We start from the raw sequence: 20,729 nt of genomic DNA, 5'->3' as shown, positions 1-20,729 counted from the left end.
GCCGCGTTCGTTTGTGCGCCCCCGCTACCCATCCCCCCATCCCCGCTTGATCCCCCCTGAAGTTGAACAAATCCGCCGCCAATCGTTTCAAGAACTCGCGGCGAGAGCGTTCTTCCTCTAAAATGCTGATTTCCAGCACGGCTGCATCCCATGACCCCCCTGATTTTCGTCACCGGCGGTGTGGTGTCCTCGCTTGGCAAGGGCATCGCCGCGGCGTCGCTGGCTTCCATCCTGGAAGCGCGTGGCCTTTCGGTCACCATGATGAAGCTGGATCCGTACATCAATGTGGATCCCGGCACCATGAGTCCCTTCCAGCACGGCGAGGTCTATGTGACCGACGACGGTGCCGAGACCGACCTGGATCTCGGCCACTATGAGCGCTTCGTCCATACCCGCCTGGCCGGAAAGAATTCCATTACCACGGGCAAGATCTACGAGTCGGTGATCCGCAAGGAGCGTCGCGGCGACTACCTGGGCGCCACTGTGCAGGTCATCCCGCACATCACCGACGAGATCAAGCACTGCATCCACGAGGCCACTCGTGGCTTCGACGTGGCCCTGGTGGAGATCGGCGGCACCGTCGGCGACATCGAGTCGCTGCCATTCCTCGAGGCGATTCGTCAGCTGCGTATCGAGCATGGCCCGGAGAAGGTGCTGTTCATGCATCTGACCCTGGTGCCGTACATCAAGGCGGCCGGCGAGATCAAAACCAAGCCGACCCAGCATTCGGTGAAGGAACTGCGCTCCATCGGTATCCAGCCGGACATCCTGCTGTGCCGTTGCGAACAGCCGCTGCCCGACAGCGAGCGCCGCAAGATCGCGCTGTTCACCAATGTGCCCGAGAACGCCGTGATCAGCGCGGCCGACGTGGACATCATCTACAAGCAGCCGCTGTACCTGCACAAGCAGGGCCTGGACGAGATCGTGGTCAAGCGCCTGGGGCTCGAGGCCGGCAAGGCCGATCTGTCCGGCTGGCAGCGCACGGTCGATGCGGTCGAGCATCCGAAGGACGAAATCACCGTCGCTATTGTCGGCAAGTACGTCGAGCACAAGGACGCCTACAAGTCCTTGGGCGAAGCGTTGCGCCACGGTGGCATCAAGCAGCTCACCCGGGTCAATCTCAACTGGGTAGATTCCGAACAGGTCGAAGCCGAGGGCGCCGCCAAGGCGCTGGGTGGCGCCGACGCGATCCTCGTGCCGGGCGGCTTCGGCAAGCGCGGCTTCGAGGGCAAGGTCCTGGCAGCGCGTTACGCTCGCGAGCACGGCGTGCCGTATTTCGGCATCTGCTACGGCATGCATGCGGCGGTGGTGGATTTCGCCCGCAGCGTGGCCGGTCTCGCCGATGCCGATTCCAGCGAGAACGACCGCAATACGCCCGATCCGGTGATCGCACTGATCACCGAATGGACCACCGCCACGGGCGAAGTCGAGCAGCGCAGCGAGCGCTCGGATCTGGGCGGCACCATGCGCCTGGGTGCCCAGGAATGCCGCCTCAAGTCCGGCACGCTGGCGCGCGAACTGTACGGCCAGGACGTGGTGCGCGAGCGTCATCGTCACCGTTACGAGTTCAACAACCGCTACCGCCAGACCTTCGAGGATCTGGGCCTGGTGATCTCCGGCAAGTCGATGGACGACCTGCTGGTGGAGATCGTCGAGCTATCGCCGCAGAAGCACCCGTGGTTCCTCGGCTGCCAGGCGCATCCGGAATTCACTTCCACGCCGCGCGATGGCCACCCGCTGTTTATCGGCTTTGTACACGCCGCTCGCGAGTTCAAGGCCGTGCGCGAGGGTGATCGCCTGGCCAAGGAGTCGGTCGCATGAAGTTGTGTGGTTTCGAGGTCGGCTTGAACCAGCCGCTGTTCCTCATCGCCGGTCCCTGCGTGGTCGAGTCCGAGCAGTTGCAACTGGATACCGCGGGCAAGCTGAAGGAAATCACCGGCAAGCTCGGTATCAACTTCATCTTCAAATCCAGCTTCGACAAGGCCAATCGCTCCTCCGGCAATAGCTTTCGCGGCCCCGGCATGGAAGCGGGCCTGAAGATCCTGGGCGAAGTAAAGCGCCAGCTGGGCTTGCCCGTGCTCACCGACGTGCACGAATACACGCCGATGAACGAAGTGGCGGCCGTGGTCGATGTGCTGCAGACGCCGGCTTTCCTGTGTCGCCAGACCGACTTCATCCAGAACGTGGCCCGCGCCGGCAAGCCGGTGAACATCAAGAAGGGCCAGTTCCTCGCGCCGTGGGACATGAAGAACGTGGTCGAGAAGGCCAAGGCCGTCGGTAACGACGACATCATGGTCTGCGAACGCGGCGCGAGCTTCGGCTATAACAACCTTGTTTCGGACATGCGCTCGCTTAGCGTCATGCGCGATACGGGCTGCCCGGTGGTGTTCGACGCCACCCATTCGGTACAGCTGCCGGGCGGGCAGGGCACCAGTTCGGGCGGCCAGCGCGAGTTCGTGCCCGTGCTGGCGCGTGCCGCCGTGGCCGTGGGTGTGGCCGGCTTGTTTGCCGAGACGCATCCCGATCCAGCCAAGGCACTCAGCGACGGCCCTAACGCCTGGCCGCTCGATAAGATGGAAGCGCTACTGGAGACCTTGCTCGAACTGGACCAAGTCACCAAGCGCCACACCTTCCTCGAACATACGCTCTGAGCCACCGGGGGGAGGCGAATGAAGCGAATCCCCCGCAGTTCAGGCAGGATGTTCTCCCCCGCTTCAGTCACCTCAACCAGCTACGGACCCCATGAGCACCGAAATCACCCGCATCCACGCCCGTGAAATCCTCGATTCCCGCGGCAATCCCACGCTCGAAGCAGAAGTGACCCTGGCTGGCGGCGGCTTTGGCCGCGCTGCGGTGCCGAGCGGCGCGTCCACCGGTTCGCGCGAAGCGGTCGAACTGCGTGACGGCGACAAGTCGCGTTACCTGGGCAAGGGCGTGAAGCATGCGGTCGGCAACGTCAACGGCGCGATTGCCAGCGCGCTGAAGGGCTTCGACGCGGCCAACCAGGGCGGTCTGGACGCCAAGCTGATCAATCTGGACGGCACGCCGAACAAGGGCAAGCTGGGCGCCAACGCCATCCTCGGCGTTTCCATGGCCGCCGCGCACGCGGTGGCTGCGCAACATCGCCAGCCGCTGTGGCAGTACCTGGCCAGCATCAACGGCACCACCGGCAAGCCGGGCGCGCTGCCGGTGCCGATGATGAACATCATCAACGGCGGTGCGCATGCCGATAACAACGTCGACGTGCAGGAGTTCATGGTGCTGCCGGTCGGCCTGCCGACGTTCGCCGAGGCGCTGCGCGCCGGTGCGGAAATCTTCCATGCCTTGAAAAGCGTGCTCAAGGGCAAGGGCCTGAACACCGCGGTGGGCGACGAAGGCGGTTTCGCGCCGGATCTGCGCTCCAATATCGAAGCGCTCGACACCATTCTCGAGGCGATCAACAAGACCGGTTACAAGATCGGTAGCGACATCCTGCTTGGCCTCGATGCCGCCAGCTCGGAGTTCTACAAGAACGGCAAGTACGATCTGGCCGGCGAAGGCAAGCAGTACAGCTCGGCCGAATTCGTCGATCTGCTGGCCAGTTGGGCCAAGCAGTATCCGATCGTCACCATCGAGGACGGCATGGCCGAAGGCGACTGGGACGGCTGGAAGCTGCTCACCGACAAGATCGGCGATCGCATCCAGATCGTCGGCGACGATTTGTTCGTGACCAACCCGGCGATCTTCCGCGAAGGCATCGAGAAGCACATCGCCAATTCGATCCTGATCAAGGTGAACCAGGTTGGTACGCTGTCGGAAACACTCGAAGCCATCGCGATGGCCGATGCCGCGAAGTATTCGGCGGTGATTTCCCATCGTTCGGGCGAAACGGAAGACACCACCATCGCCGATATTGCCGTGGCCACTACCGCGACCCAGATCAAGACGGGTTCGCTGTGCCGCACCGACCGCGTAGCCAAGTACAACCAGCTGCTGCGTATCGAAGAAGCACTGGGTGCCGACGCGCGCTATGCCGGTCGCCATGCGTTCCCCAACCTGACCACTCTGCCGGGCTGACATGCTGCGCTGGGTCGCCCTGATCCTTCTGATCTTGCTGATCGCTCTGCAGATGAAACTGTGGAGCGGCAGCAACGGCGGCGTGCATGAGGTGGAAACCCTGCGCGCCGCGGTGAAGAAGCAAGGCGAAGACAACGACAAGCTGACCCAGCGCAATCAGGCGCTGGGCGCCGACGTGAATGATCTGAAGACCGGTGAACAGGCCGTGGAGGCGCGCGCACGCGCCGAGTTGGGCCTGATCAAGCCGGGCGAGACGTTCTATCAGGTCGTCGAGAAGCCGGGTGCCAACGCGGCACCCGCTTCAGCAACATCCACTGGCGGGCACTGAGCATGGCGGCCTCAGAGCCGGCTCATGGCTTTTGTGTGGCCAGCGCCGAGGCTGATTGCCCGCAGGACAAGGAAGAGGGAAGGAGTGTATGTCGATACACGACCGAGTGATGACGCTGGCCTGTGGGCAATCAGCCTCGGCCCGAAGGGTTGAGCCCGTGTGCCAGCCAGGAACTGACGCATGGCTTGACCTGACGGCCAGTCAGGCGCTGCGCCACGCGCCACTCCCTGGCTGGCACACGGGCTCAACGATGGCTACACAAAAGCCATGAGCCGGCTCTTTTGGTGTGTCGTGCCTGCGGCCGGGCGAGGCGCCCGCGTCGGCGGCGATATTCCCAAGCAATATCTCCCGTTGGCAGGCCAGGCGTTGATCCTGCATACGCTGCAGCGACTGTCCGCGCATCCCTTGATCGCGGGTTTGATGATCGTGCTTGGCGCCGAGGACCCGCACTGGCCTGGGCTCGATCAGCTCAATGGCAAGCCGGTGCTGACAACCCTCGGTGGCGCCGAACGTTACGATTCGGTGTTGGCCGGCCTGCGCGCACTGCCTGCCGATGTCGCCGACGACCACTTTGTACTGGTGCATGATGCGGCGCGGCCATGCGTACGCGATGCCGATATCCGTCGCCTGATCGAACTGGCCGTGCCGGCCGGTGGCGGGCTGCTAGGCGCACCGCTACGCGATACGCTCAAGCGCGCGAATGCCGACGGACGCAGTCAGGTCACCGAGCCGCGCGATCAGCGCTGGCGTGCTTTCACGCCGCAGATGTTTCGGCGCGGCGAGCTGTCGGCGGCTCTGCTTGCCGCATCCCAGGCTGGTGTCAACGTAAGCGACGAAGCCATGGCCATGGAGCGCGCAGGATATGCCCCGCTGCTGGTCGAAGGCGCCGAGGACAATGTCAAGGTGACGACGGCCGCGGACTTCGCGCTGGCCGAGTTCCTATTGCCAAGAACCGTATGAGGATCACGTCATGATGCGAATTGGCCAGGGTTTCGACGTGCACACCTTTGGCGAGGGTGACCACGTCATGCTCGGCGGCGTGCGTGTGCCGCACGATCGCGGCCTGGTCGCCCATTCCGATGGTGACGTGGTGATTCATGCGTTGTGCGATGCCATTTTTGGCGCGCTGGCCTTGGGCGATATCGGCCGGCACTTTCCGCCCACGCAGGTGCAGTGGCGTAACGCGAACAGCCGGATCTTCCTGCAGCATGCGGCCAAGCTGATGCGTGAGCAGGGCTATGCGCTGGGCAATGCCGATGTCACGGTGATCTGCGAAGCGCCCAAGGTCGGGCCGCACGCCCAGGCCATGCGCGAATGCGTGGCAGCCGAGCTTGGCTGCGAGATCGGGCGTATCAGCATCAAGGCGACCACCACCGAAAAGCTGGGTTTTACCGGGCGTGGCGAAGGCATCGCGGCGCAAGCCTGCGTGCTGTTGACCCTGGCCTGAGCTGGCCCCTTGGGGTAGTCCATGGCGCTGCGCCCTTGCTTTGCCTTCTCGGTCTCGCCACGTCGTCCCTGATGTAATGCCTCTGGTCGGCGCCGTCGCGCTGCCGCATCCTGTTTTCTTGCAGCCGGCGACACCGGCGGAGTCAAATGTCCGATCTTGAATTGCCCTACGCCTATGGCAACCCGCCACTTACCGCCGTGCTGCGAAGCGAGCCCGAGGACTTCCAGGTAGAAGAAATCCTGGGTTATGACGCGGACGGCGAAGGCGAGCACGCCCTGCTATGGGTCGAAAAGCGCGGCGCCAATACCGATTGGGTAGCGCGCGAGCTGGCACGCTACGCCGAGGTACCGCCGTTGAATGTGGGCTACGCGGGCTTGAAGGATCGGCACGCAGTGACCCGTCAAACGTTCTCTGTGCAGCTTCCGGGGCGCCCCGACCCGGATTGGTCGGCATTTCCGCACGCCGAAGTGAAGGTGCTCGCAGCGACTCGCCATTCGCGCAAGCTCAAGCGGGGTGCGCTGCGTGGCAATCGCTTCGTGCTGGTGCTACGCCAGGTGCAGGGCGAGGCCGCCGTTGCCGAACAAGTGTTGAAGCAGATCGCGCAGCGCGGCGTGCCCAATTACTTTGGCGAACAGCGCTTCGGGCGCGAAGGCAGCAACGTGGCGCAAGCACGTGCCATGTTCGCTGGGCGTCGCGTCGATCGCGACAAGCGCTCGTTCCTGCTGTCGGCGGCGCGCTCGCATATCTTCAATGCGGTGTTGGCTGCGCGCGTGGAGCAGGGCGTGTGGAATTCACCCATGGAGGGCGAGATCTGGTCGCTGGCCGGTTCGCGTTCCTGGTTCGGCCCTGAACCCTTCGACGCCACGTTGTCGGAGCGGCTCGCTCGCGGGGACATCCATCCCTCGGGCCCACTCTGGGGTCGCGGTGAAACGCCGGCCAAGGCGGATGCTGGGGCGCTGGAAGACGCCATTGCTGCTGCTCATGCGGATCTGGCCGAAGGCTTGGTCGGCGCCAGGATGGATCAGGAGCGCCGGCCGTTGCGGATGATTCCGCAAAGCCTGACCTGGCGCTGGCTGGACGTTGAGTCGCTGGAGCTGAGCTTCGAGCTGCCGGCGGGTGCTTATGCGACGACGGTGGTGCGTGAGTTGGCGCATACGGTCTAGCGCTGGTTTTCTTCCTCTCCCCTGCGGGGAGAGGACCGAGGTGAGGGGCGGGTGCTCGCGCAAACCGACTAACAAGCCGGCTCTAGTGCAGCCTTATCGCAAGATTGACCCCTCACCCCAGCCCTCTCCCCTCTGGGGAGAGGGAGTAAGGGCGGCTATGCCTTCAACAACACCACGACCGCCCCCGTCCCGCCCTGCATCGGTCGCGCCGACGCAAATGCGATCACATCATCCCGCCGTCGCAACATGCGATCGGTAAGCGCCTTCAGCACCGGGCCGCTGGCGCGTGAGCGCAGCCCCTTGCCATGCACGATGCGAACGCAGCGAAATCCATGCTGTTTTGCCTCAGCCAGGAAGTCCACGATGGTGGCCTGGGCTGCCGCTGCATTCATCTGATGCAGATCGATCTCGTCCTGGATGCTGTACTGGCCGCGCTTGAGCTGCCGTAGAAGCTTGGGTGGGTAGCCATCGCGGAGATAACTCAGCTCTTCGCCGACCTCGATCAGGCCAGGATCGAAGGCCATGTCCAGCAGCTCGCCCGGGACTGCAGCCTCGTCGGCTTCCAGCATGTGCGGATGGGGTTTGGGCTTGGGAGCTGAAGGGGCGGGTGCCACCGGATCGAACGGGCGCACGTCGCCGATAGCCTCGCGAAACAGCTGGGCGTCGTCGTCGGAGACCTGGGCGGGAGGACGATGTTTCATCGTTCCCATCCTAATGCAGCCGCTGACGCCGGGTGTCGCGCAATCACGTGAGCCGGCGGGTCGCCAGGCCGCGTCGTAGACGCTTGTGACGGTTCGCGTGGGGACATGCGTAACGCTGTGAAACCGTCCCCCCGCTCCGGTAGACTTCAAGCTTCATCAGGTGTGCGTCGCCCTCAGTGCGGTGCCCTGCGATTGGCTCTGAACGGATCATCATGCGAGTTCTGGTTTCCAACGACGATGGCGTGGATGCACCGGGCATTCGCGTGCTAGCCGAGCGCCTTGGCGCGGTCGGCCAGGTGACGGTGGTGGCACCGGACCGGGATCGTTCCGGCGCCAGCAATTCCCTCACCCTGGATGCGCCGATCCGGGCCCTACGCATGGACAACGGCTACTACCGTGTCGCCGGCACGCCGACCGACTGCGTGCATCTGGCGCTGGCCGGGATGCTCGACTACGAGCCGGACATCGTGGTGTCGGGCATCAACAACTCCGCCAATCTTGGCGATGACGTGATCTATTCCGGCACGGTATCGGCTGCGATGGAAGGCCGTTTTCTGGGGCTGCCCGCGATCGCCGTGTCGCTGGTCAGCAAGGACCACAACGGCGTGCATTACGACTCGGCGGCCAACGCCGTCTTGTTATTGATGAATCGTTTGCTGGTCGATCCGCTGCCGGCCGATACCATTCTCAACGTCAACGTGCCCGATCTGCCGTGGGACGACATCCGTGGCTTTGAGGTCACCCGGCTGGGCAAGCGTCATCGCTCGGAGCCCTGTATCAAGCAGACCGATCCGCGCGGCAAGACGATCTGGTGGATCGGTCCGGCGGGCGACGTGGACGATGCTGGCCCGGGTACCGATTTCAACGCGGTGCGCCGCGGTTATGTGTCGGTGACGCCGATCCATGTCGATCTCACGCGCTTCCAGGCACTCGAGAAGGTCAGCAGCTGGGTGAGTTCGTTGACCGAAGGCATGGCCGGTGACAAACCGGTCGGCGACAAGGCGGCGTGAGGTGAACGTGCATCCATTGCCGCCATCTGCATTGAAGGGCGAGGGCATGACCTCGCAGCGCGCGCGTGATCGCCTGGTCACCAAGTTGAAGGAAGAAGGTATTCGCGATCAGCGCGTGATCGATGTGATCCGCAACGTGCCGCGACATCACTTCATCGACCAGGCCCTGCATTCGCGCGCCTACGAGAACACGGCGCTACCGATCGGCCATGGCCAGACCATCTCGCAACCCTGGGTGGTGGCGCGCATGACCGAGGCTTTGCTCGAACATTTCGATCCCAAGCAGGGCATGCCGCAGAAAGTGCTGGAGATCGGCACCGGCTCGGGCTACCAGGCGGTGGTACTCGCCTCGGTGGTGCCGCAGGTCTACACCGTCGAACGCATCGAAGAACTGTTGCGGCAGGCGCGCCGTCGCTTCCGTCAGTTGGGTCTGGGCAACATTCGTTCGCGCCATGACGACGGCAAGCTGGGCTGGGCCGACGAGGCACCGTTCGACGCCATCATCCTCACCGCAGCGGGTGACGCCATTCCCACGGCCTTGCTCGACCAGCTGAGCCCGACCGGAGTGCTGGTCGCGCCGGTGGGTTCGCCCAGTAACCAGATGCTGATCCGCATGCGCGGCGACGGGCAGGGCGATTTCATCCAGGAGGAGCTGGCCGCGGTCAGTTTCGTGCCCTTACTCGGCGGCATCGGCTGATGCCACACGGAAGTTATTGAATGCGTCTTTTCGGATCGATGTATGCGCGCGCACTGACGTGGGCGCGCCACCCCAGGGCTGTCTACTACCTTTGTGGGTTGAGCTTCGTCGAGGCGTTTATTTTCCCGATCATGCCGGAAGTGATGCTGGCGCCGATGATGCTCGGCAAGCGGCACAAGGCATTTTTCTACGCCAACATCAGCCTGCTGTTCTCGCTCATCGGTTCGCTGGTGGGCTATTCGCTGGGCCACTGGGCTTTCCACGCGCTGTCGCCGCTGCTCGACACCATGCATCTGCTGGCGCCGATCGAAACCGGCGTGGCGAACCTCCGCACGCAGATGAATCAGCATTGGCTGGGTTTGTTGCTGGTGCTGGCGCTGGCGGCGTTGCAGCCGGTGGTGCCGATGAAATTCGTCACCTGGGCCTCGGGCATCGTCGGCGTGCCGGTCATCCCGTTCCTGGTCTGCATGGCGGTGGGTCGCGGCAAGCGCGTTTGGCTGCTGGCACTGCTGATTCGCCTGTTCGGCGAGCGCGCCGAGCGCATCCTGCACAAGCACATCGAATGGATTGGCTGGGCTGCCGTGGTGATCCTGGGCGCTTTGCTGGCGTGGTGGCTGTGGGCGCACTGAACGGCGGCCGGCAGGTCACCCGGCTCGTTGTGGTTATCTGAATGAAAATACCGCTACGCCTCGTTATGCTGGCGCCCATGAATGGATATCTCCGCTCATTCGCCCTGACAGTCACCCTCCTGGTCCTGGCCGCCTGCGCCTCGACCCAGCGTACGGTCGTGGTCCAGCCGCCACCGGGAGGCGCGGGTCCACGCACGGTCACGCCGGAACGCCCGGCGCCGGGTGGCATCTACAAGGTGAGCAAGGGCGACACGCTGTATTCGATCGCTTTCCGTAACGGCGTGGATTTCCGCGATCTCGCTGGTTGGAACAATATCGCCGCGCCCTACACGATCTGGCCTGGCCAGGAATTGAAGCTGGCGCCGTCCAACGGCAAGGTGCCCACAGCGGTGCCCGTGCATTCCACGGCAGTAGTGACCACGGCCAAGCCCGCCGTGCCTCGTCCGGCGCCGGCGAGCAGCCAGCCCCAACCGGGCTTTGCGCCGGTCACCGAATCCGCGGTCGCCGCCACGACGGCTTCATCGGCAGCGTCGTCCCCGCCTGCTGTCGCGATGACGCAGGTCGTTCCGGTCGCGGGCGCGCCCGCCCAGACGGCAAACGCCACGCCGCCTCCCGCGCCGGTAGCGCCGGCGGCACCGGGCGCGGAGCGCAACAATGGCGGCGTGACCTGGCGCTGGCCGGCGGACGGCAGCCTGATCAAGCGCTTCCAGTCAGGCGATGCGATTCCGGGCATCGAGATCGCAGGCAAGACGGGAGATCCGGTGCGTGCGGCAGCCGATGGCGTGGTGGTTTATAGCGGCAATGGTCTGGTGGGCTACGGTGAGCTGGTCATCGTCAAGCACAACGACAGCTTCCTGTCCGCCTATGGTCACAACAGCAAGCGCCTGGTGAAGGAAGGCCAGCGCGTCAGCGCCGGGCAGCAGATTGCCGAGATGGGCGCCACGGGTGCGTCACGCGATGAGCTGCAATTCCAGATCCGCAAAGACGGCAACCCGGTCGACCCGATGGGTTATCTGCCGTCGCGCTGAAGCTGCTCTGTAGGAGCGCACCCTGTGCGCGATGGCGGGTGCTAGGCCATGGCCGCTTCGTAGGCTTTTCGCGCACAGGGTGCGCTCCTACGGTGGCGCCTGGCGACGCTCTAGGTCGGCAAGATAAACGCCGCGACTACGCGGCGGCTCTCGGCGGCCAGCAGGTCATAGGTGCGCGCGGCGGCACCGTTGTCCATCACTTCCACGCCAATGCCCTTGCGCAGCAGGCCTGCCATGAAGGCTGCGGCAGGAAACACCTGGCGTTCGCCGGTCCCTACGATGACCAGTTCCGGCTTCAGCTCGAGAATGGCCTCGATATGACTGGCATCCAGCTCGCTGGACGCGGCTACCGGCCAGTTTTCTACGGCGCGATCCGGCGACAGCAAGAAGCTGGCGGTGAACTCGCGATCGACCACGGTGACGCTGCGCGGGCCGACGCGACGTATGTACAAGTAGTTGCCGGGGCGGTCGAGCGACAGGTCCATTAGCGCGGCAGGGCGAGCTTGGGGTCGTCTTCGTTGCGGCGGAACAGCACCACGATATGGCCGATCTGCTGCACGTTTTCCGCGCGCGTGCCTTCCGCCAGGAAGGCGATCTGCGCGTCGCGTTCTTCCTTGTCGCCGCCGGACAGCTTCACCTTCACCAGTTCGTGATGGGACAGCGCCAGGTCCAGTTCCTTGAGGACAGCCTCGGTGGCACCCTTGGCGCCAAGCAGGATGACGGGATGAAGATCGTGGGCGAGGCTGCGCAGATAACGGCGCTGCGAGGGGGAAAGAGCCATGCGTTCAGTCTCGGATTCGCGGCAATGAGACTGCTAAGGGTATCATGCAGGCCACCTCCCCCGTATTAGTGGCCCGCGCCGACCATGCCTCGTAGCAAAAGTAGTTCCCGCTGGTTGCGGGAGCACTTCGATGATGTTTATGTGAAGAAGGCCCAGGCCGAGGGTCTACGCTCGCGTGCGGCCTTCAAGCTGGAAGAGCTGATCGACCGCGATCGCCTGCTCAAGCCCGGCATGCGGATCGTCGACCTGGGCGCCGCCCCGGGCGGTTGGTCGCAGCTGGCACGCAAGCGGCTGGGCGACAATGGCACCATCATTGCGCTGGATATCCTGCCCATGCAGGGGATTGGCGGCGTGGATTTCCTGCAGGGCGATTTCCGTGAAGAATCCGTGCTGCACCAGCTGGAGGAGCGCCTGGAGGGCAACAAGGTTGATCTTGTGCTGTCCGATATGGCCCCCAATATGAGTGGTGTGGCCTTGGCTGATCAGATCCGTGCGATGGATCTGGCCGATCTGGCGCTGGATTTCAGCCGTCAATGGCTTAAACCCGGCGGGTCGTTCCTGATCAAGCTGTTTCAGGGGACTGGCTTTGACGATTACGTACGCAGCTTGCGCGCAGACTTCACCCGCGTGACCATGCGTAAACCTAAGGCCTCCCGCGCGCGTTCGCGGGAGGTGTACGCATTAGCCGTCGGCCGGAAGGCTTCCGGCGGGCAACCGGGCGAGAACCGTGCATGAATGAAATGGCTAAAAACCTGCTGCTCTGGCTGATCATCGCGGTGGTCCTGCTCACGGTATTCCAGAGCTTCAATCCGCGTGGCACGTCCTCTTCGGATCTGGCCTACAGCAGCTTCGTGCAGAGCGTGGACAACGGCAACGTGTCCACGGCCACGATCAGTGCTGATCAGCCAGCCTCGATCAGCGGCAAGCTGAAAGACGGCAGCTCGTTCCACACCGTTGCGCCGGTGCTCGGCTGGTCCACCAACTCGGTGGTCAAGCAGATGCAGGACAAGGGCGTGGAAGTGCGCCAGGACCCGTCCAACAACGGCTTCTCGCTGCTTGGTCTGCTGCTTAACTGGCTGCCGATCATTCTTATCGTTGGCGTGTTCATCTGGTTTATGCGCCAGATGCAGGCCGGTGCCGGCGGTCGCGGAGCGATGAGCTTCGGTCGTTCACGTGCCAAGCTGCAGGGTGAGGACCAGATCAAGGTCAACTTCAGCGACGTGGCCGGCTGCGACGAGGCCAAGGAAGAAGTCGGCGAACTGGTCGAGTTCCTGCGCGATCCGAGCAAGTTCCAGAAGCTGGGCGGCAAGATTCCCCGCGGCGTGTTGATGGTGGGCCCCCCGGGTACGGGTAAGACCCTGCTGGCCAGGGCCATCGCCGGCGAGGCCAAGGTACCGTTCTTCTCCATCTCCGGTTCCGACTTCGTCGAAATGTTCGTGGGTGTGGGCGCCAGCCGCGTTCGCGACATGTTCGAGCAGGCCAAGAAGCACGCGCCGTGCATCATCTTCATCGACGAAATCGACGCGGTCGGTCGCCATCGTGGCGCTGGTCTCGGCGGTGGTCATGACGAGCGCGAGCAGACGCTGAACCAGTTGCTGGTCGAGATGGACGGTTTCGAGGGTACCGAGGGCGTCATCGTCATCGCCGCCACCAACCGTCCGGACGTGCTCGACCCGGCGCTGCTGCGTCCAGGCCGCTTCGACCGCCAGGTCGTGGTCGGACTACCGGACGTCAGGGGTCGAGAGCAGATCCTCAAGGTGCACATGCGCCGCGTGCCTACCGCGGCCGACGTCGATGCGATGACCATCGCGCGTGGCACGCCGGGCTTCTCCGGCGCCGACCTGGCCAACCTGGTCAACGAAGCGGCATTGTATGCCGCGCGTGAAAACGCCCGTGACGTGCGCATGATCCATCTGGACAAGGCACGCGACAAGATTCTGATGGGTAGCGAGCGCCGCTCGATGGCCATGAGCGAGGACGAGAAGAAGCTCACCGCCTACCACGAGGCGGGTCACGCCATCGTCGGTCGCCTGGTGCCGGAGCACGATCCCGTCTACAAGGTCACGATCATTCCGCGCGGTCGCGCGCTTGGCGTCACCATGTACTTGCCGGAAGGCGACAAGTACAGCATCAATCGCGTGGCGATCCAGTCGCAGCTGTGCTCGCTATACGGCGGCCGTGTTGCCGAAGCCTTGATCTTCGGTGAGGACAAGGTCACCACGGGTGCCTCCAACGACATCGAGCGCGCCACCAAGATGGCGCGCAATATGGCGACCAAGTGGGGTCTGTCCGACAAGCTCGGCCCGATGACCTACGGCGAGGAAGAGGACGAGGTGTTCCTGGGGCGCGCCGTCACGCAGCACAAGAACGTCTCCAACGAGACCGCACGCAAGATCGACGAGGAAGTGCGTGCCATCCTGGATCGCGCTTACGATCGGACCAAGCAGTTGCTGATGGACAACATCGACAAGCTGCATGTGATGGCCGATGCGCTGCTGCAGTACGAGACGATCGACGCGCACCAGATCGACGACATCATGAATGGCCGCGTGCCGGGTCCGCCGGCCGACTGGTCGAAGACGTCGTCGACGGGCTCCACGCCGCCGCCACCGCCGCCGCGTGGCGATGCGGGTGCGAAGGTGGGTGATCCCGCCACGCAGAGTCGTATGGCCGATCGCTGATCGCCATTCGGCAAACGAAAAAAGGCGGCCCTGTGCCGCCTTTTTTGTTTGCATCTAGTCGTCATTGCGACCGCGCACGAGGCGCGCATCCTCGAAGGAAGTTCATCAAAAGCTATAGCCGAAACGCGAACGGACGGCTAAAATAACCGGCTCGGGTGAAGTGCTCTTGCCGTCGAAAGTGAAGATTTGACGACGGTCGTGAAAAAAAAATGAAAAAAAGAGTTGACGCACACGCCACGAATCTGAATAATTCCGCTTCTGGCTTCGGCGCTTTCACTTCGGTGGTTGGCGACAGAGCTAAAGTTTAAAAACGCGCCCGTAGCTCAGTTGGATAGAGTACCAGGCTACGAACTTGGTGGTCGGGAGTTCGAATCTCTCCGGGCGCGCCATTTTAAGCAAGTTGTGATGTGACTTATTCACGGCTTGGATCGCAAGGCAATACATCGCCAGGCGAGCTGGACAAGATGTTTGAAGTCCGGTGTGCTTTGATACGGATTGACTAGGCTAGGCGTCACCCGTAGCATTTCTAATGCTTCAGCCCGCCTTGGCGGTTGAGGGTTCGAAATCGGGGTATAGCTCAGCCTGGTAGAGCGCCAGCTTTGGGAGCTGGATGTCGTGGGTTCGAATCCCTCTGCCCCGACCAGCAGATGCTATGCACGAAGTGCACGAGCGCCTGTAGCTCAACCGGATAGAGCATCGGCCTTCTAAGCCGACGGTTGCAGGTTCGATTCCTGTCGGGCGCGCCAATTCCAGTTTTGCGGTGGATGTAGCTCAGCTGGTTAGAGCATCGGATTGTGATTCCGAGGGTCGTGGGTTCGAGTCCCATCTTCCACCCCAGTTTAAAAATTTGTCGGGCCGTTAGCTCAGCTGGTAGAGCAGTTGACTCTTAATCAATTGGTCGAGTGTTCGAATCACTCACGGCCCACCAATCGGAACAGGCACCTAGGGAAACCTAGGTGCCTTTTCTTTTGCGCAGCTGGGAGCACCCGCGATGCGAGCGCTGGCAAACCGCTTCTCCACCTATTCGGGGGCATGCGCTCGCTCTAGACGTACTGCATTTTCACGGTCATGCCGCCATCCATGACGATATGTTGGCCGGTGACGAAGCCGGATGCGCTTGAAAGCAAATAAATAGCCATGGCGCCGATGTCTTCGGGCGTGCCGACGCGTCCAGCGGGATGTTGGGCGTGATCCTGGCGGCTCAGTTTCGGAGCCTTTCGCGCCGACGGCTTTTGCCAGGCATTCGTGGCAATCCATCCTGGCAAGATCGCGTTGACCCGTACCCGTGGCCCGGCGCTGACGGCCAGCGCATGCGTGAACGCCACGAGGCCACCTTTGCTGGCCGCGTAGGCTTCCGAATCGGGCTCGGACTGCAAGGCGCGCGTCGATGCGATATTGACGATGGCGCCTTGGTGCTCAGACAGGGCGGGCAGGGCGTATTTGCTGCACAGGAACGCGCCGGTGAGGTTGGTCGCCAGATAGTCGTTCCAGCGGGCGAGCGACAACTCGGTGACCGGGGCAGCGTGCGGGTTGACGATGCCTGCGTTGTTCACCAGTCCATCGATGCGGCCGAAGCGCTTTAGCGCTGAGGCGATCCAACGCTTCACGCTCGCCTCGCGCGCTACATCCAGGCGACCGAACGCAGCACGTTCACGCTCCCGCCATTCCGCCAGGCACGCCTGTCCTGCTTCGGCATCGAGGTCGCCAATCATGACGCTGCCGCCGGCGCCGAGGACGGCCTGCGCAATGCCACGCCCAATGCCTTGCGCGCCACCTGTCACCAGGATCACCCGGCCATGCATGGGATGGGGATCGTGTCCGGCAATCGCGGGAGGACGAATCATGGCGCTACCTCGCATGGCGAAATGGATGGAGTCGTCCATAGGCTAATGGCTATAGAGCCTCGGCGAAATTGCATGCACGGCCAGAAATGCCTGATAGTGGATCGAAGGGCATCATCGGACCGGGCATCCTGGCTGGGGCCCAATCGCTATATTCGGCATCCGAATACGGGGGGCGCTGTTCGCATGGAGATGCATCCTACGATCCGCGCAACGGCGGAGCGGGCGTCGAAGTGGCCGGGTATCCGGCAGGTGCTCGAGGCGAAGTACGAGCGTCGCTTTTTTGCGCATGTCTCGACGATGCGGAACCTGTACCGCGGGGTTTTCCCGAGCTTTGCCGAGGCGCAGTCGAGCATCCCGGAAAGGGTTGCCAATGGATACGACAACGCCGACTCGGCGGGGCTTTATCGCGAACGTACCCGCCGTGTATTCCTCAACGATTATCCGATGATGTGGTGGCTGGCCAAGCTGTTTGAGGCCAGGAATGCCTCCGTGTTCGACCTGGGCGGGCATATCGGCATCGCCTATTACGCCTATCAGCGATATCTCCGTTATCCGGAGTCGATCCGTTGGCAGGTGATGGACGTACCTGCGGTCAATGCAGCCGGTATCGCCTGGGCCGAAAAGAACGACACGCTGAAGCGACTGAGGTTCACCTCGCGCAGGGAGGATGCGGATGGTGCGGACATCCTGTTTGCCGCGGGCTCTTTGCAGTATCTCGATTACACCTTGGCAGACATGCTTGCAGGGTTTGCGCGAGCACCAGCCCATCTGCTGTTGAACTCGGTGCCAATCCATATGAGTGCGTCGTACTTCACCGTGCAGAACACGGGCGCCGCATGCTGTCCTTATCGTGTTACCGCCGAGCATGATTTCATCGTTGGGCTGAAGGCCCTGGGCTATTCGGTGCGTGACCGTTGGGAGAACACCGATCGTCGGTGTGATATCCCGTTCTACCCGAGCCATTCGCTCGATCGCTACTTCGGTTTCTATCTGAGTCGCGACGGCTGAGCGGTTTCCTGCGATCGCGCTAGCGGTCACGGCTTTGCGTCGGTCAGGGACTGTGTTCCTAAGACGAACCGGCTGGCTTGTTGGCGGATGAGCGCACCCATTCAATGAATGCTGGCTCTGGGGTGGCGCGGCGCCGTGTCGGCCGTCTTGGCTATGACCTATGGCGAACCGGCTGGAGGACACGCGTGTTCCCTGGCTCGCTTCGCCCCGACCTGGCGTTGCTCTTGTTCGAGACGCGCAGTAAGTAGTCTCTAGTCATAGGCCGAATGGATTTGTCAAGCCATTTTTGTTCTTGGCTATACTCGTTCGCGACAGGTTTCACAGTTTTGTCGAACAGGGGTGCCACATGAACACCGTGCTGCGATTTGTCGCTTTGTGCTTCGTGCTTACCTTGACGGCATGCGCCAGCAACGGTGGCTCGCGTGATGCGCCCAAGATCGATCCCAACGCGCAGGCGGTGACCACCTATCGCATCGGTGTCGACGACCAGCTGCAGATTACGGTGTGGCACAACCCCGACCTCAGCGTGAATGTACCGGTGCGGCCAGACGGCATGATCACGGTGCCGTTGATTGGCGATGTCATCGCCGGCGGCAAGACGCCTGAGGAAGTCGCGGGCGAGATCAAGGATAAATTGCAGTCGTACGTGCGTGACCCGCAGGTAGCGGTGATCCTCACGGAGTTGCGCAGCCATGAATACCTGTCGCGTGTCCGTGTTACCGGTGCTGTTCGCTCGCCGGTATCCATTCCTTATCGCCAGGGCATGACGGTGCTCGACGCCGTTCTGGCGGCGGGAGGAACCACGGAATTCGCGGCTCCGGACCGCACCGAGCTTTATCGCGAAGGCAGTGATGGTGTGACCAAACAGTACGCGGTGCGCCTGGACAAGGTACTGAAGCAGGGCGACCTGGCGACCAATTATCCGGTGCAGCCTGGCGATGTCGTCACGGTGCCAATGCGAGCTTTCTGACGCAGGCCAACGCCTAGGGACAAGGCGGGGGGGAAGGGTATGAGCGGGGAAATGACAACGTTTGCCAGCGTGCTGCCTGCCATTGTGAGTGAGGCTCTGCGGCGTCGCGTGGCCATGGGCGTCGCCTTCGCACTGATTGCCTTGGCGGCGCTGGTCACGGGCATGTTGTGGCCCAAGAAGTACGAGGCCACCACCACCATTCTTGCGCAGGAAAGCAGCATCATCTCGCCGTTGATGGAAGGCGCGGCGGCGGCCACGGGTAACAAGAATCGCGCGAGCATTGCGCGTGACGTGATCTTCAGCCGTAAGGTGATGAGTGAGATTCTTGTAGCTGGCGGTTGGATGGCCACGCACCCCTCGCCGGTGGAGCAGGACCGCATCATCGACGGGATCAAGGCTCGTACCAAAGTAATCACCGCGCACGACAACCTCATCACGATCAGCTATTTCGATAGCGATCCCAAGCGCACTTACCTGGTTACCCGCCAGCTTGCCCAGCTTTTCATCAGCGAAAGCCTGGCCTCGAAGCAACGCGAGAGTCGCGACGCTTACGAATTCATCAACAGCCAGGTGGAGGCTTATCGCAAGAAGCTTACCGACGCCGAGGACAAGCTCAAGGCCTATCGCGACAGCAACGATGATGCGCGCCCTGGCAGCGAAGCCGACACCAATGCGCGCATCAGCCAGTTGCGCAGCCAGATCGAAACCGCACGCATGGACATGATGGAGCGTCGTTCACAAGAGGGCTCGCTGGCATCTCAGCTGACCGGCGAATCGGAAGTGAACACGGTGCAGACGACCGGCGGCGTCTACGAGACCCAGATGGCCGACCTGCAGGGCCAGCTCGACAAGCTGCTGTTGACCTATACCGATGAATATCCCGACGTCATCCGCGTTCGGCATCAGATGCAGGACCTGCGGCAGCAGATGGCGCAGGATGACCAGCGCAAGGCCGCGGCCCAGTTATCCGGTACGCCGATTGCGTTGGACAGTCGCGTGCAGTTCAATCCCGCCTATCAGCAGATCAAAACGCAGCTCGCGGCGACCCGCGCCTCCAGTGCCGCAGCGGCGGCGCGCCTGGGGGCCAGCGAGGCGATGTTGCAGTCCGAGCTGCAGCGCAGCGCGCGCATCGCCAGCTCCGAGAATGTCACGTCGGAATTGACGCGCGACTACAACGTGAACCGCGACGTCTATCAGGACCTGCTCAAACGGCGCGAAAACGCCCGCGTTTCGATGAACCTGGACGCTGAGCAGCGCGGCCTCACCTTCCTGGTCCAGAATCCCGCCGTCATGCCGTTGGCACCCTCGGGCCTGCGCTTCATGCATTTCAGCCTGGCTGGCATCGCACTATCGCTGGCGATACCGCTGGGATTGTTGTTCTGCGTCGTGCGGTTTGACCCGCGCGTGCGCTCGGTCGAGCGGCTGGAACAGGCCACGGGGCTCGCCGTGCTGGCCTCCATTCCCTTCTATCCGACGCCGAATGATCGTCGGCGCGATCGTCTGCATAACTTGATCCTTCTGTTGATGGTGGCCGGTGTGGGCGTGGTGTACCTGGCCATGTTCTGGCTGAGGCTAAAGCAATGAGCATGAAAGACGAGGATGACAAGGACCTCGCTGGCAGCATTGAAGAAGTGCTGGAAAACGCGGCCCGGAATCTGGAACGGCACTCGACGCACGGTCATTCGATTGCGCGCATGAATGATGGCGTGGGTGGCCTTGCGCCGTTGCAGCTGGAAGAGCGCCGACTGATCCACCGCGAGGAATCAGTACGGCGGCAGTCCGACGCGTTTCGCGAGATCCGCACGCGTCTGCTTGGCATCGCCGGCGAACAGAATTTCGTCACCCTGGTGGTCTCGGTCAGTCCGCGTTCCGGTGGCAGCTTCGTCGCCCGTAACCTGGCGGCTGCTTTTGCCTTCGACGAGGCCAAGACGAGCCTGCTGATTGACTGCAACCTGCGTTATCCGAGCCAGCACAAGGCGCTCGGCGTCGAGCCGGTGGCGGGTGGCCTGATTGATTTCCTGGAGCAGCCGGCGCTTGGCATCGCGCCGGTGCTTTATCGAACGGGCATTCCGCGGGTGCGCTTGATTCCTGCCGGCAAGGCGCGCGAGAACAGCGGCGAGTATTTCTCATCGCATCGCATGGGCACGCTGCTGGACTCGCTCAGCTCACGCTATCCGGATCGTTATCTGTTTCTCGATGGTCCTGCGATCAAGGGTTCGCCGGATGCACGCATCCTGTCCGACCTCGCTGACTTTGTGGTGGTGGTGGCCGGTTACGGCCGCGACACGCCGGCCGCCATCAGTCAGGCCGTAACCAATTTCGATCCGGAAAAAATGGCGGGTGTGGTGTTCAACCGCTTGCCGTAGGCCGGCGGCTTATCAACGAC

21 protein-coding genes and 5 tRNA genes are annotated in these 20,729 nt (G+C 62.8%); 22 read left to right on the top strand and 4 right to left on the bottom strand.

What is annotated here, in order from left to right; all coding sequences use genetic code 11:
- Positions 1 to 150 precede the first annotated feature (150 nt).
- The 7 genes from pyrG to truD all read left to right on the top strand — a co-directional run bounded on the left by pyrG (position 151) and on the right by truD (position 6,994).
- Positions 151 to 1,821, top strand: a complete 1,671-nt coding sequence (gene pyrG, locus OUZ30_RS11920) for a CTP synthase (protein WP_266182531.1) — start codon at positions 151 to 153, stop codon at positions 1,819 to 1,821.
- Complete coding sequence (gene kdsA / locus OUZ30_RS11915) at positions 1,818 to 2,651, top strand: 3-deoxy-8-phosphooctulonate synthase (RefSeq protein WP_266182530.1); 834 nt, start codon at positions 1,818 to 1,820, stop codon at positions 2,649 to 2,651. The genes pyrG and kdsA overlap by 4 nt, the downstream gene beginning before the upstream one ends.
- A gap of 91 nt (positions 2,652 to 2,742) precedes the next feature.
- On the top strand, positions 2,743 to 4,056 hold the full coding sequence (eno, locus tag OUZ30_RS11910) for a phosphopyruvate hydratase (RefSeq protein WP_266182529.1): 1,314 nt from the start codon (positions 2,743 to 2,745) through the stop codon (positions 4,054 to 4,056).
- A 1-nt stretch (position 4,057) separates the two neighbouring features.
- Positions 4,058 to 4,384 carry a cell division protein FtsB gene (gene ftsB / locus OUZ30_RS11905; RefSeq protein WP_266182528.1) on the top strand — a complete coding sequence of 109 codons (327 nt, stop codon included), beginning with the start codon at positions 4,058 to 4,060 and terminating at the stop codon, positions 4,382 to 4,384.
- Positions 4,385 to 4,651: 267 nt separating this feature from the next.
- Positions 4,652 to 5,344, top strand: coding sequence for a 2-C-methyl-D-erythritol 4-phosphate cytidylyltransferase (ispD, locus tag OUZ30_RS11900; protein WP_266182527.1), 693 nt, complete (start codon positions 4,652 to 4,654; stop codon positions 5,342 to 5,344).
- A gap of 13 nt (positions 5,345 to 5,357) precedes the next feature.
- Positions 5,358 to 5,831 (top strand): 2-C-methyl-D-erythritol 2,4-cyclodiphosphate synthase, encoded by a 474-nt coding sequence (gene ispF, locus OUZ30_RS11895; RefSeq protein WP_283256058.1) that lies wholly within the window; start codon positions 5,358 to 5,360, stop codon positions 5,829 to 5,831.
- 146 nt (positions 5,832 to 5,977) lie between these two features.
- A complete protein-coding gene (gene truD / locus OUZ30_RS11890) occupies positions 5,978 to 6,994 on the top strand; it encodes a tRNA pseudouridine(13) synthase TruD (protein ID WP_266182525.1) in 1,017 nt (338 codons plus the stop codon).
- Positions 6,995 to 7,149: 155 nt separating this feature from the next.
- Here the strand turns inward: truD and OUZ30_RS11885 are convergent, their stop codons facing one another.
- On the bottom strand, positions 7,150 to 7,695 hold the full coding sequence (locus OUZ30_RS11885) for a Smr/MutS family protein (protein ID WP_266182524.1): 546 nt from the start codon (positions 7,693 to 7,695) through the stop codon (positions 7,150 to 7,152).
- A 212-nt stretch (positions 7,696 to 7,907) separates the two neighbouring features.
- Here OUZ30_RS11885 and surE point away from each other — a divergent pair, with 212 nt between their 5' ends.
- The 4 genes from surE (at position 7,908) to OUZ30_RS11865 (ending at position 11,059) form a co-directional block, all read left to right on the top strand.
- Positions 7,908 to 8,705 (top strand): 5'/3'-nucleotidase SurE, encoded by a 798-nt coding sequence (gene surE, locus OUZ30_RS11880; protein WP_266182523.1) that lies wholly within the window; start codon positions 7,908 to 7,910, stop codon positions 8,703 to 8,705.
- 46 nt (positions 8,706 to 8,751) lie between these two features.
- On the top strand, positions 8,752 to 9,402 hold the full coding sequence (locus OUZ30_RS11875) for a protein-L-isoaspartate(D-aspartate) O-methyltransferase (protein ID WP_266182522.1): 651 nt from the start codon (positions 8,752 to 8,754) through the stop codon (positions 9,400 to 9,402).
- A 20-nt stretch (positions 9,403 to 9,422) separates the two neighbouring features.
- Positions 9,423 to 10,031 (top strand): YqaA family protein, encoded by a 609-nt coding sequence (locus tag OUZ30_RS11870; RefSeq protein WP_266182521.1) that lies wholly within the window; start codon positions 9,423 to 9,425, stop codon positions 10,029 to 10,031.
- Positions 10,032 to 10,096: 65 nt separating this feature from the next.
- On the top strand, positions 10,097 to 11,059 hold the full coding sequence (locus OUZ30_RS11865; RefSeq protein ID WP_425601518.1) for a peptidoglycan DD-metalloendopeptidase family protein: 963 nt from the start codon (positions 10,097 to 10,099) through the stop codon (positions 11,057 to 11,059).
- Between the two features lie 110 nt (positions 11,060 to 11,169).
- Here OUZ30_RS11865 and OUZ30_RS11860 read toward each other — a convergent pair whose 3' ends face one another.
- Positions 11,170 to 11,544: an Mth938-like domain-containing protein gene (locus OUZ30_RS11860; RefSeq protein ID WP_266182519.1), complete on the bottom strand. Its 375-nt coding sequence runs from the start codon at positions 11,542 to 11,544 to the stop codon at positions 11,170 to 11,172.
- The gene (gene yhbY / locus OUZ30_RS11855) at positions 11,544 to 11,840 is read right to left on the bottom strand and encodes a ribosome assembly RNA-binding protein YhbY (protein WP_266182518.1); all 297 of its coding nucleotides are present in this window, start codon (positions 11,838 to 11,840) and stop codon (positions 11,544 to 11,546) included. Before yhbY ends, OUZ30_RS11860 begins: the two co-directional genes overlap by 1 nt.
- A gap of 84 nt (positions 11,841 to 11,924) precedes the next feature.
- On the opposite strand from yhbY, the gene rlmE reads away from it, so the two are divergent.
- The 7 genes from rlmE to OUZ30_RS11820 all read left to right on the top strand — a co-directional run bounded on the left by rlmE (position 11,925) and on the right by OUZ30_RS11820 (position 15,449).
- Positions 11,925 to 12,575 carry a 23S rRNA (uridine(2552)-2'-O)-methyltransferase RlmE gene (rlmE, locus tag OUZ30_RS11850; RefSeq protein WP_266182517.1) on the top strand — a complete coding sequence of 217 codons (651 nt, stop codon included), beginning with the start codon at positions 11,925 to 11,927 and terminating at the stop codon, positions 12,573 to 12,575.
- The gene (gene ftsH / locus OUZ30_RS11845; RefSeq protein WP_266182516.1) at positions 12,572 to 14,521 is read left to right on the top strand and encodes an ATP-dependent zinc metalloprotease FtsH; all 1,950 of its coding nucleotides are present in this window, start codon (positions 12,572 to 12,574) and stop codon (positions 14,519 to 14,521) included. The genes rlmE and ftsH overlap by 4 nt, the downstream gene beginning before the upstream one ends.
- Before the next feature lie 312 nt (positions 14,522 to 14,833).
- Positions 14,834 to 14,910 (top strand) — tRNA-Arg (locus tag OUZ30_RS11840).
- A gap of 177 nt (positions 14,911 to 15,087) precedes the next feature.
- Positions 15,088 to 15,164, top strand: a tRNA-Pro gene (locus OUZ30_RS11835).
- Between the two features lie 26 nt (positions 15,165 to 15,190).
- Positions 15,191 to 15,267, top strand: a tRNA-Arg gene (locus OUZ30_RS11830).
- Positions 15,268 to 15,281: 14 nt separating this feature from the next.
- Positions 15,282 to 15,358, top strand: a tRNA-His gene (locus tag OUZ30_RS11825).
- Positions 15,359 to 15,373: 15 nt separating this feature from the next.
- Positions 15,374 to 15,449: transfer RNA gene (locus OUZ30_RS11820), tRNA-Lys, on the top strand.
- Between the two features lie 115 nt (positions 15,450 to 15,564).
- On the opposite strand, the gene OUZ30_RS11815 is transcribed toward OUZ30_RS11820, so the two are convergent.
- Positions 15,565 to 16,365, bottom strand: a complete 801-nt coding sequence (locus OUZ30_RS11815) for an SDR family oxidoreductase (protein WP_266182515.1) — start codon at positions 16,363 to 16,365, stop codon at positions 15,565 to 15,567.
- 183 nt (positions 16,366 to 16,548) lie between these two features.
- On the opposite strand from OUZ30_RS11815, the gene OUZ30_RS11810 reads away from it, so the two are divergent.
- The 4 genes from OUZ30_RS11810 to OUZ30_RS11795 all read left to right on the top strand — a co-directional run bounded on the left by OUZ30_RS11810 (position 16,549) and on the right by OUZ30_RS11795 (position 20,709).
- Positions 16,549 to 17,373 (top strand): methyltransferase, TIGR04325 family, encoded by an 825-nt coding sequence (locus OUZ30_RS11810; RefSeq protein WP_266182514.1) that lies wholly within the window; start codon positions 16,549 to 16,551, stop codon positions 17,371 to 17,373.
- 346 nt (positions 17,374 to 17,719) lie between these two features.
- On the top strand, positions 17,720 to 18,343 hold the full coding sequence (locus OUZ30_RS11805) for an XrtA/PEP-CTERM system exopolysaccharide export protein (RefSeq protein ID WP_266182513.1): 624 nt from the start codon (positions 17,720 to 17,722) through the stop codon (positions 18,341 to 18,343).
- A gap of 51 nt (positions 18,344 to 18,394) precedes the next feature.
- Positions 18,395 to 19,927 (top strand): XrtA system polysaccharide chain length determinant, encoded by a 1,533-nt coding sequence (locus tag OUZ30_RS11800; protein ID WP_266182512.1) that lies wholly within the window; start codon positions 18,395 to 18,397, stop codon positions 19,925 to 19,927.
- Complete coding sequence (locus tag OUZ30_RS11795; RefSeq protein ID WP_266182511.1) at positions 19,924 to 20,709, top strand: P-loop NTPase family protein; 786 nt, start codon at positions 19,924 to 19,926, stop codon at positions 20,707 to 20,709. The genes OUZ30_RS11800 and OUZ30_RS11795 overlap by 4 nt, the downstream gene beginning before the upstream one ends.
- Positions 20,710 to 20,729 lie beyond the last annotated feature (20 nt).

The organism is Dyella humicola (assembly GCF_026283945.1).
Lineage (GTDB): Bacteria > Pseudomonadota > Gammaproteobacteria > Xanthomonadales > Rhodanobacteraceae > Dyella > Dyella humicola.
The sequence above is the reverse complement of the archived record's forward strand: the minus strand, read 5'-3'. Positions and strand labels throughout refer to the sequence as shown.

Bases quoted from the DNA above. Each gene is read 5' to 3' on its own strand.
- pyrG (WP_266182531.1), top strand. From the start codon at position 151: ATGACCCCCCTGATTTTCGTCACCGGCGGTGTGGTGTCCTCGCTTGGC.
- kdsA (WP_266182530.1), top strand. From the start codon at position 1,818: ATGAAGTTGTGTGGTTTCGAGGTCGGCTTGAACCAGCCGCTGTTCCTC.
- eno (WP_266182529.1), top strand. From the start codon at position 2,743: ATGAGCACCGAAATCACCCGCATCCACGCCCGTGAAATCCTCGATTCC.
- ftsB (WP_266182528.1), top strand. From the start codon at position 4,058: ATGCTGCGCTGGGTCGCCCTGATCCTTCTGATCTTGCTGATCGCTCTG.
- ispD (WP_266182527.1), top strand. From the start codon at position 4,652: ATGAGCCGGCTCTTTTGGTGTGTCGTGCCTGCGGCCGGGCGAGGCGCC.
- ispF (WP_283256058.1), top strand. From the start codon at position 5,358: ATGCGAATTGGCCAGGGTTTCGACGTGCACACCTTTGGCGAGGGTGAC.
- truD (WP_266182525.1), top strand. From the start codon at position 5,978: ATGTCCGATCTTGAATTGCCCTACGCCTATGGCAACCCGCCACTTACC.
- OUZ30_RS11885 (WP_266182524.1), bottom strand. From the start codon at position 7,695: ATGAAACATCGTCCTCCCGCCCAGGTCTCCGACGACGACGCCCAGCTG.
- surE (WP_266182523.1), top strand. From the start codon at position 7,908: ATGCGAGTTCTGGTTTCCAACGACGATGGCGTGGATGCACCGGGCATT.
- OUZ30_RS11875 (WP_266182522.1), top strand. From the start codon at position 8,752: ATGACCTCGCAGCGCGCGCGTGATCGCCTGGTCACCAAGTTGAAGGAA.
- OUZ30_RS11870 (WP_266182521.1), top strand. From the start codon at position 9,423: ATGCGTCTTTTCGGATCGATGTATGCGCGCGCACTGACGTGGGCGCGC.
- OUZ30_RS11865 (WP_425601518.1), top strand. From the start codon at position 10,097: ATGCTGGCGCCCATGAATGGATATCTCCGCTCATTCGCCCTGACAGTC.
- OUZ30_RS11860 (WP_266182519.1), bottom strand. From the start codon at position 11,544: ATGGACCTGTCGCTCGACCGCCCCGGCAACTACTTGTACATACGTCGC.
- yhbY (WP_266182518.1), bottom strand. From the start codon at position 11,840: ATGGCTCTTTCCCCCTCGCAGCGCCGTTATCTGCGCAGCCTCGCCCAC.
- rlmE (WP_266182517.1), top strand. From the start codon at position 11,925: ATGCCTCGTAGCAAAAGTAGTTCCCGCTGGTTGCGGGAGCACTTCGAT.
- ftsH (WP_266182516.1), top strand. From the start codon at position 12,572: ATGAATGAAATGGCTAAAAACCTGCTGCTCTGGCTGATCATCGCGGTG.
- OUZ30_RS11815 (WP_266182515.1), bottom strand. From the start codon at position 16,365: ATGATTCGTCCTCCCGCGATTGCCGGACACGATCCCCATCCCATGCAT.
- OUZ30_RS11810 (WP_266182514.1), top strand. From the start codon at position 16,549: ATGGAGATGCATCCTACGATCCGCGCAACGGCGGAGCGGGCGTCGAAG.
- OUZ30_RS11805 (WP_266182513.1), top strand. From the start codon at position 17,720: ATGAACACCGTGCTGCGATTTGTCGCTTTGTGCTTCGTGCTTACCTTG.
- OUZ30_RS11800 (WP_266182512.1), top strand. From the start codon at position 18,395: ATGACAACGTTTGCCAGCGTGCTGCCTGCCATTGTGAGTGAGGCTCTG.
- OUZ30_RS11795 (WP_266182511.1), top strand. From the start codon at position 19,924: ATGAGCATGAAAGACGAGGATGACAAGGACCTCGCTGGCAGCATTGAA.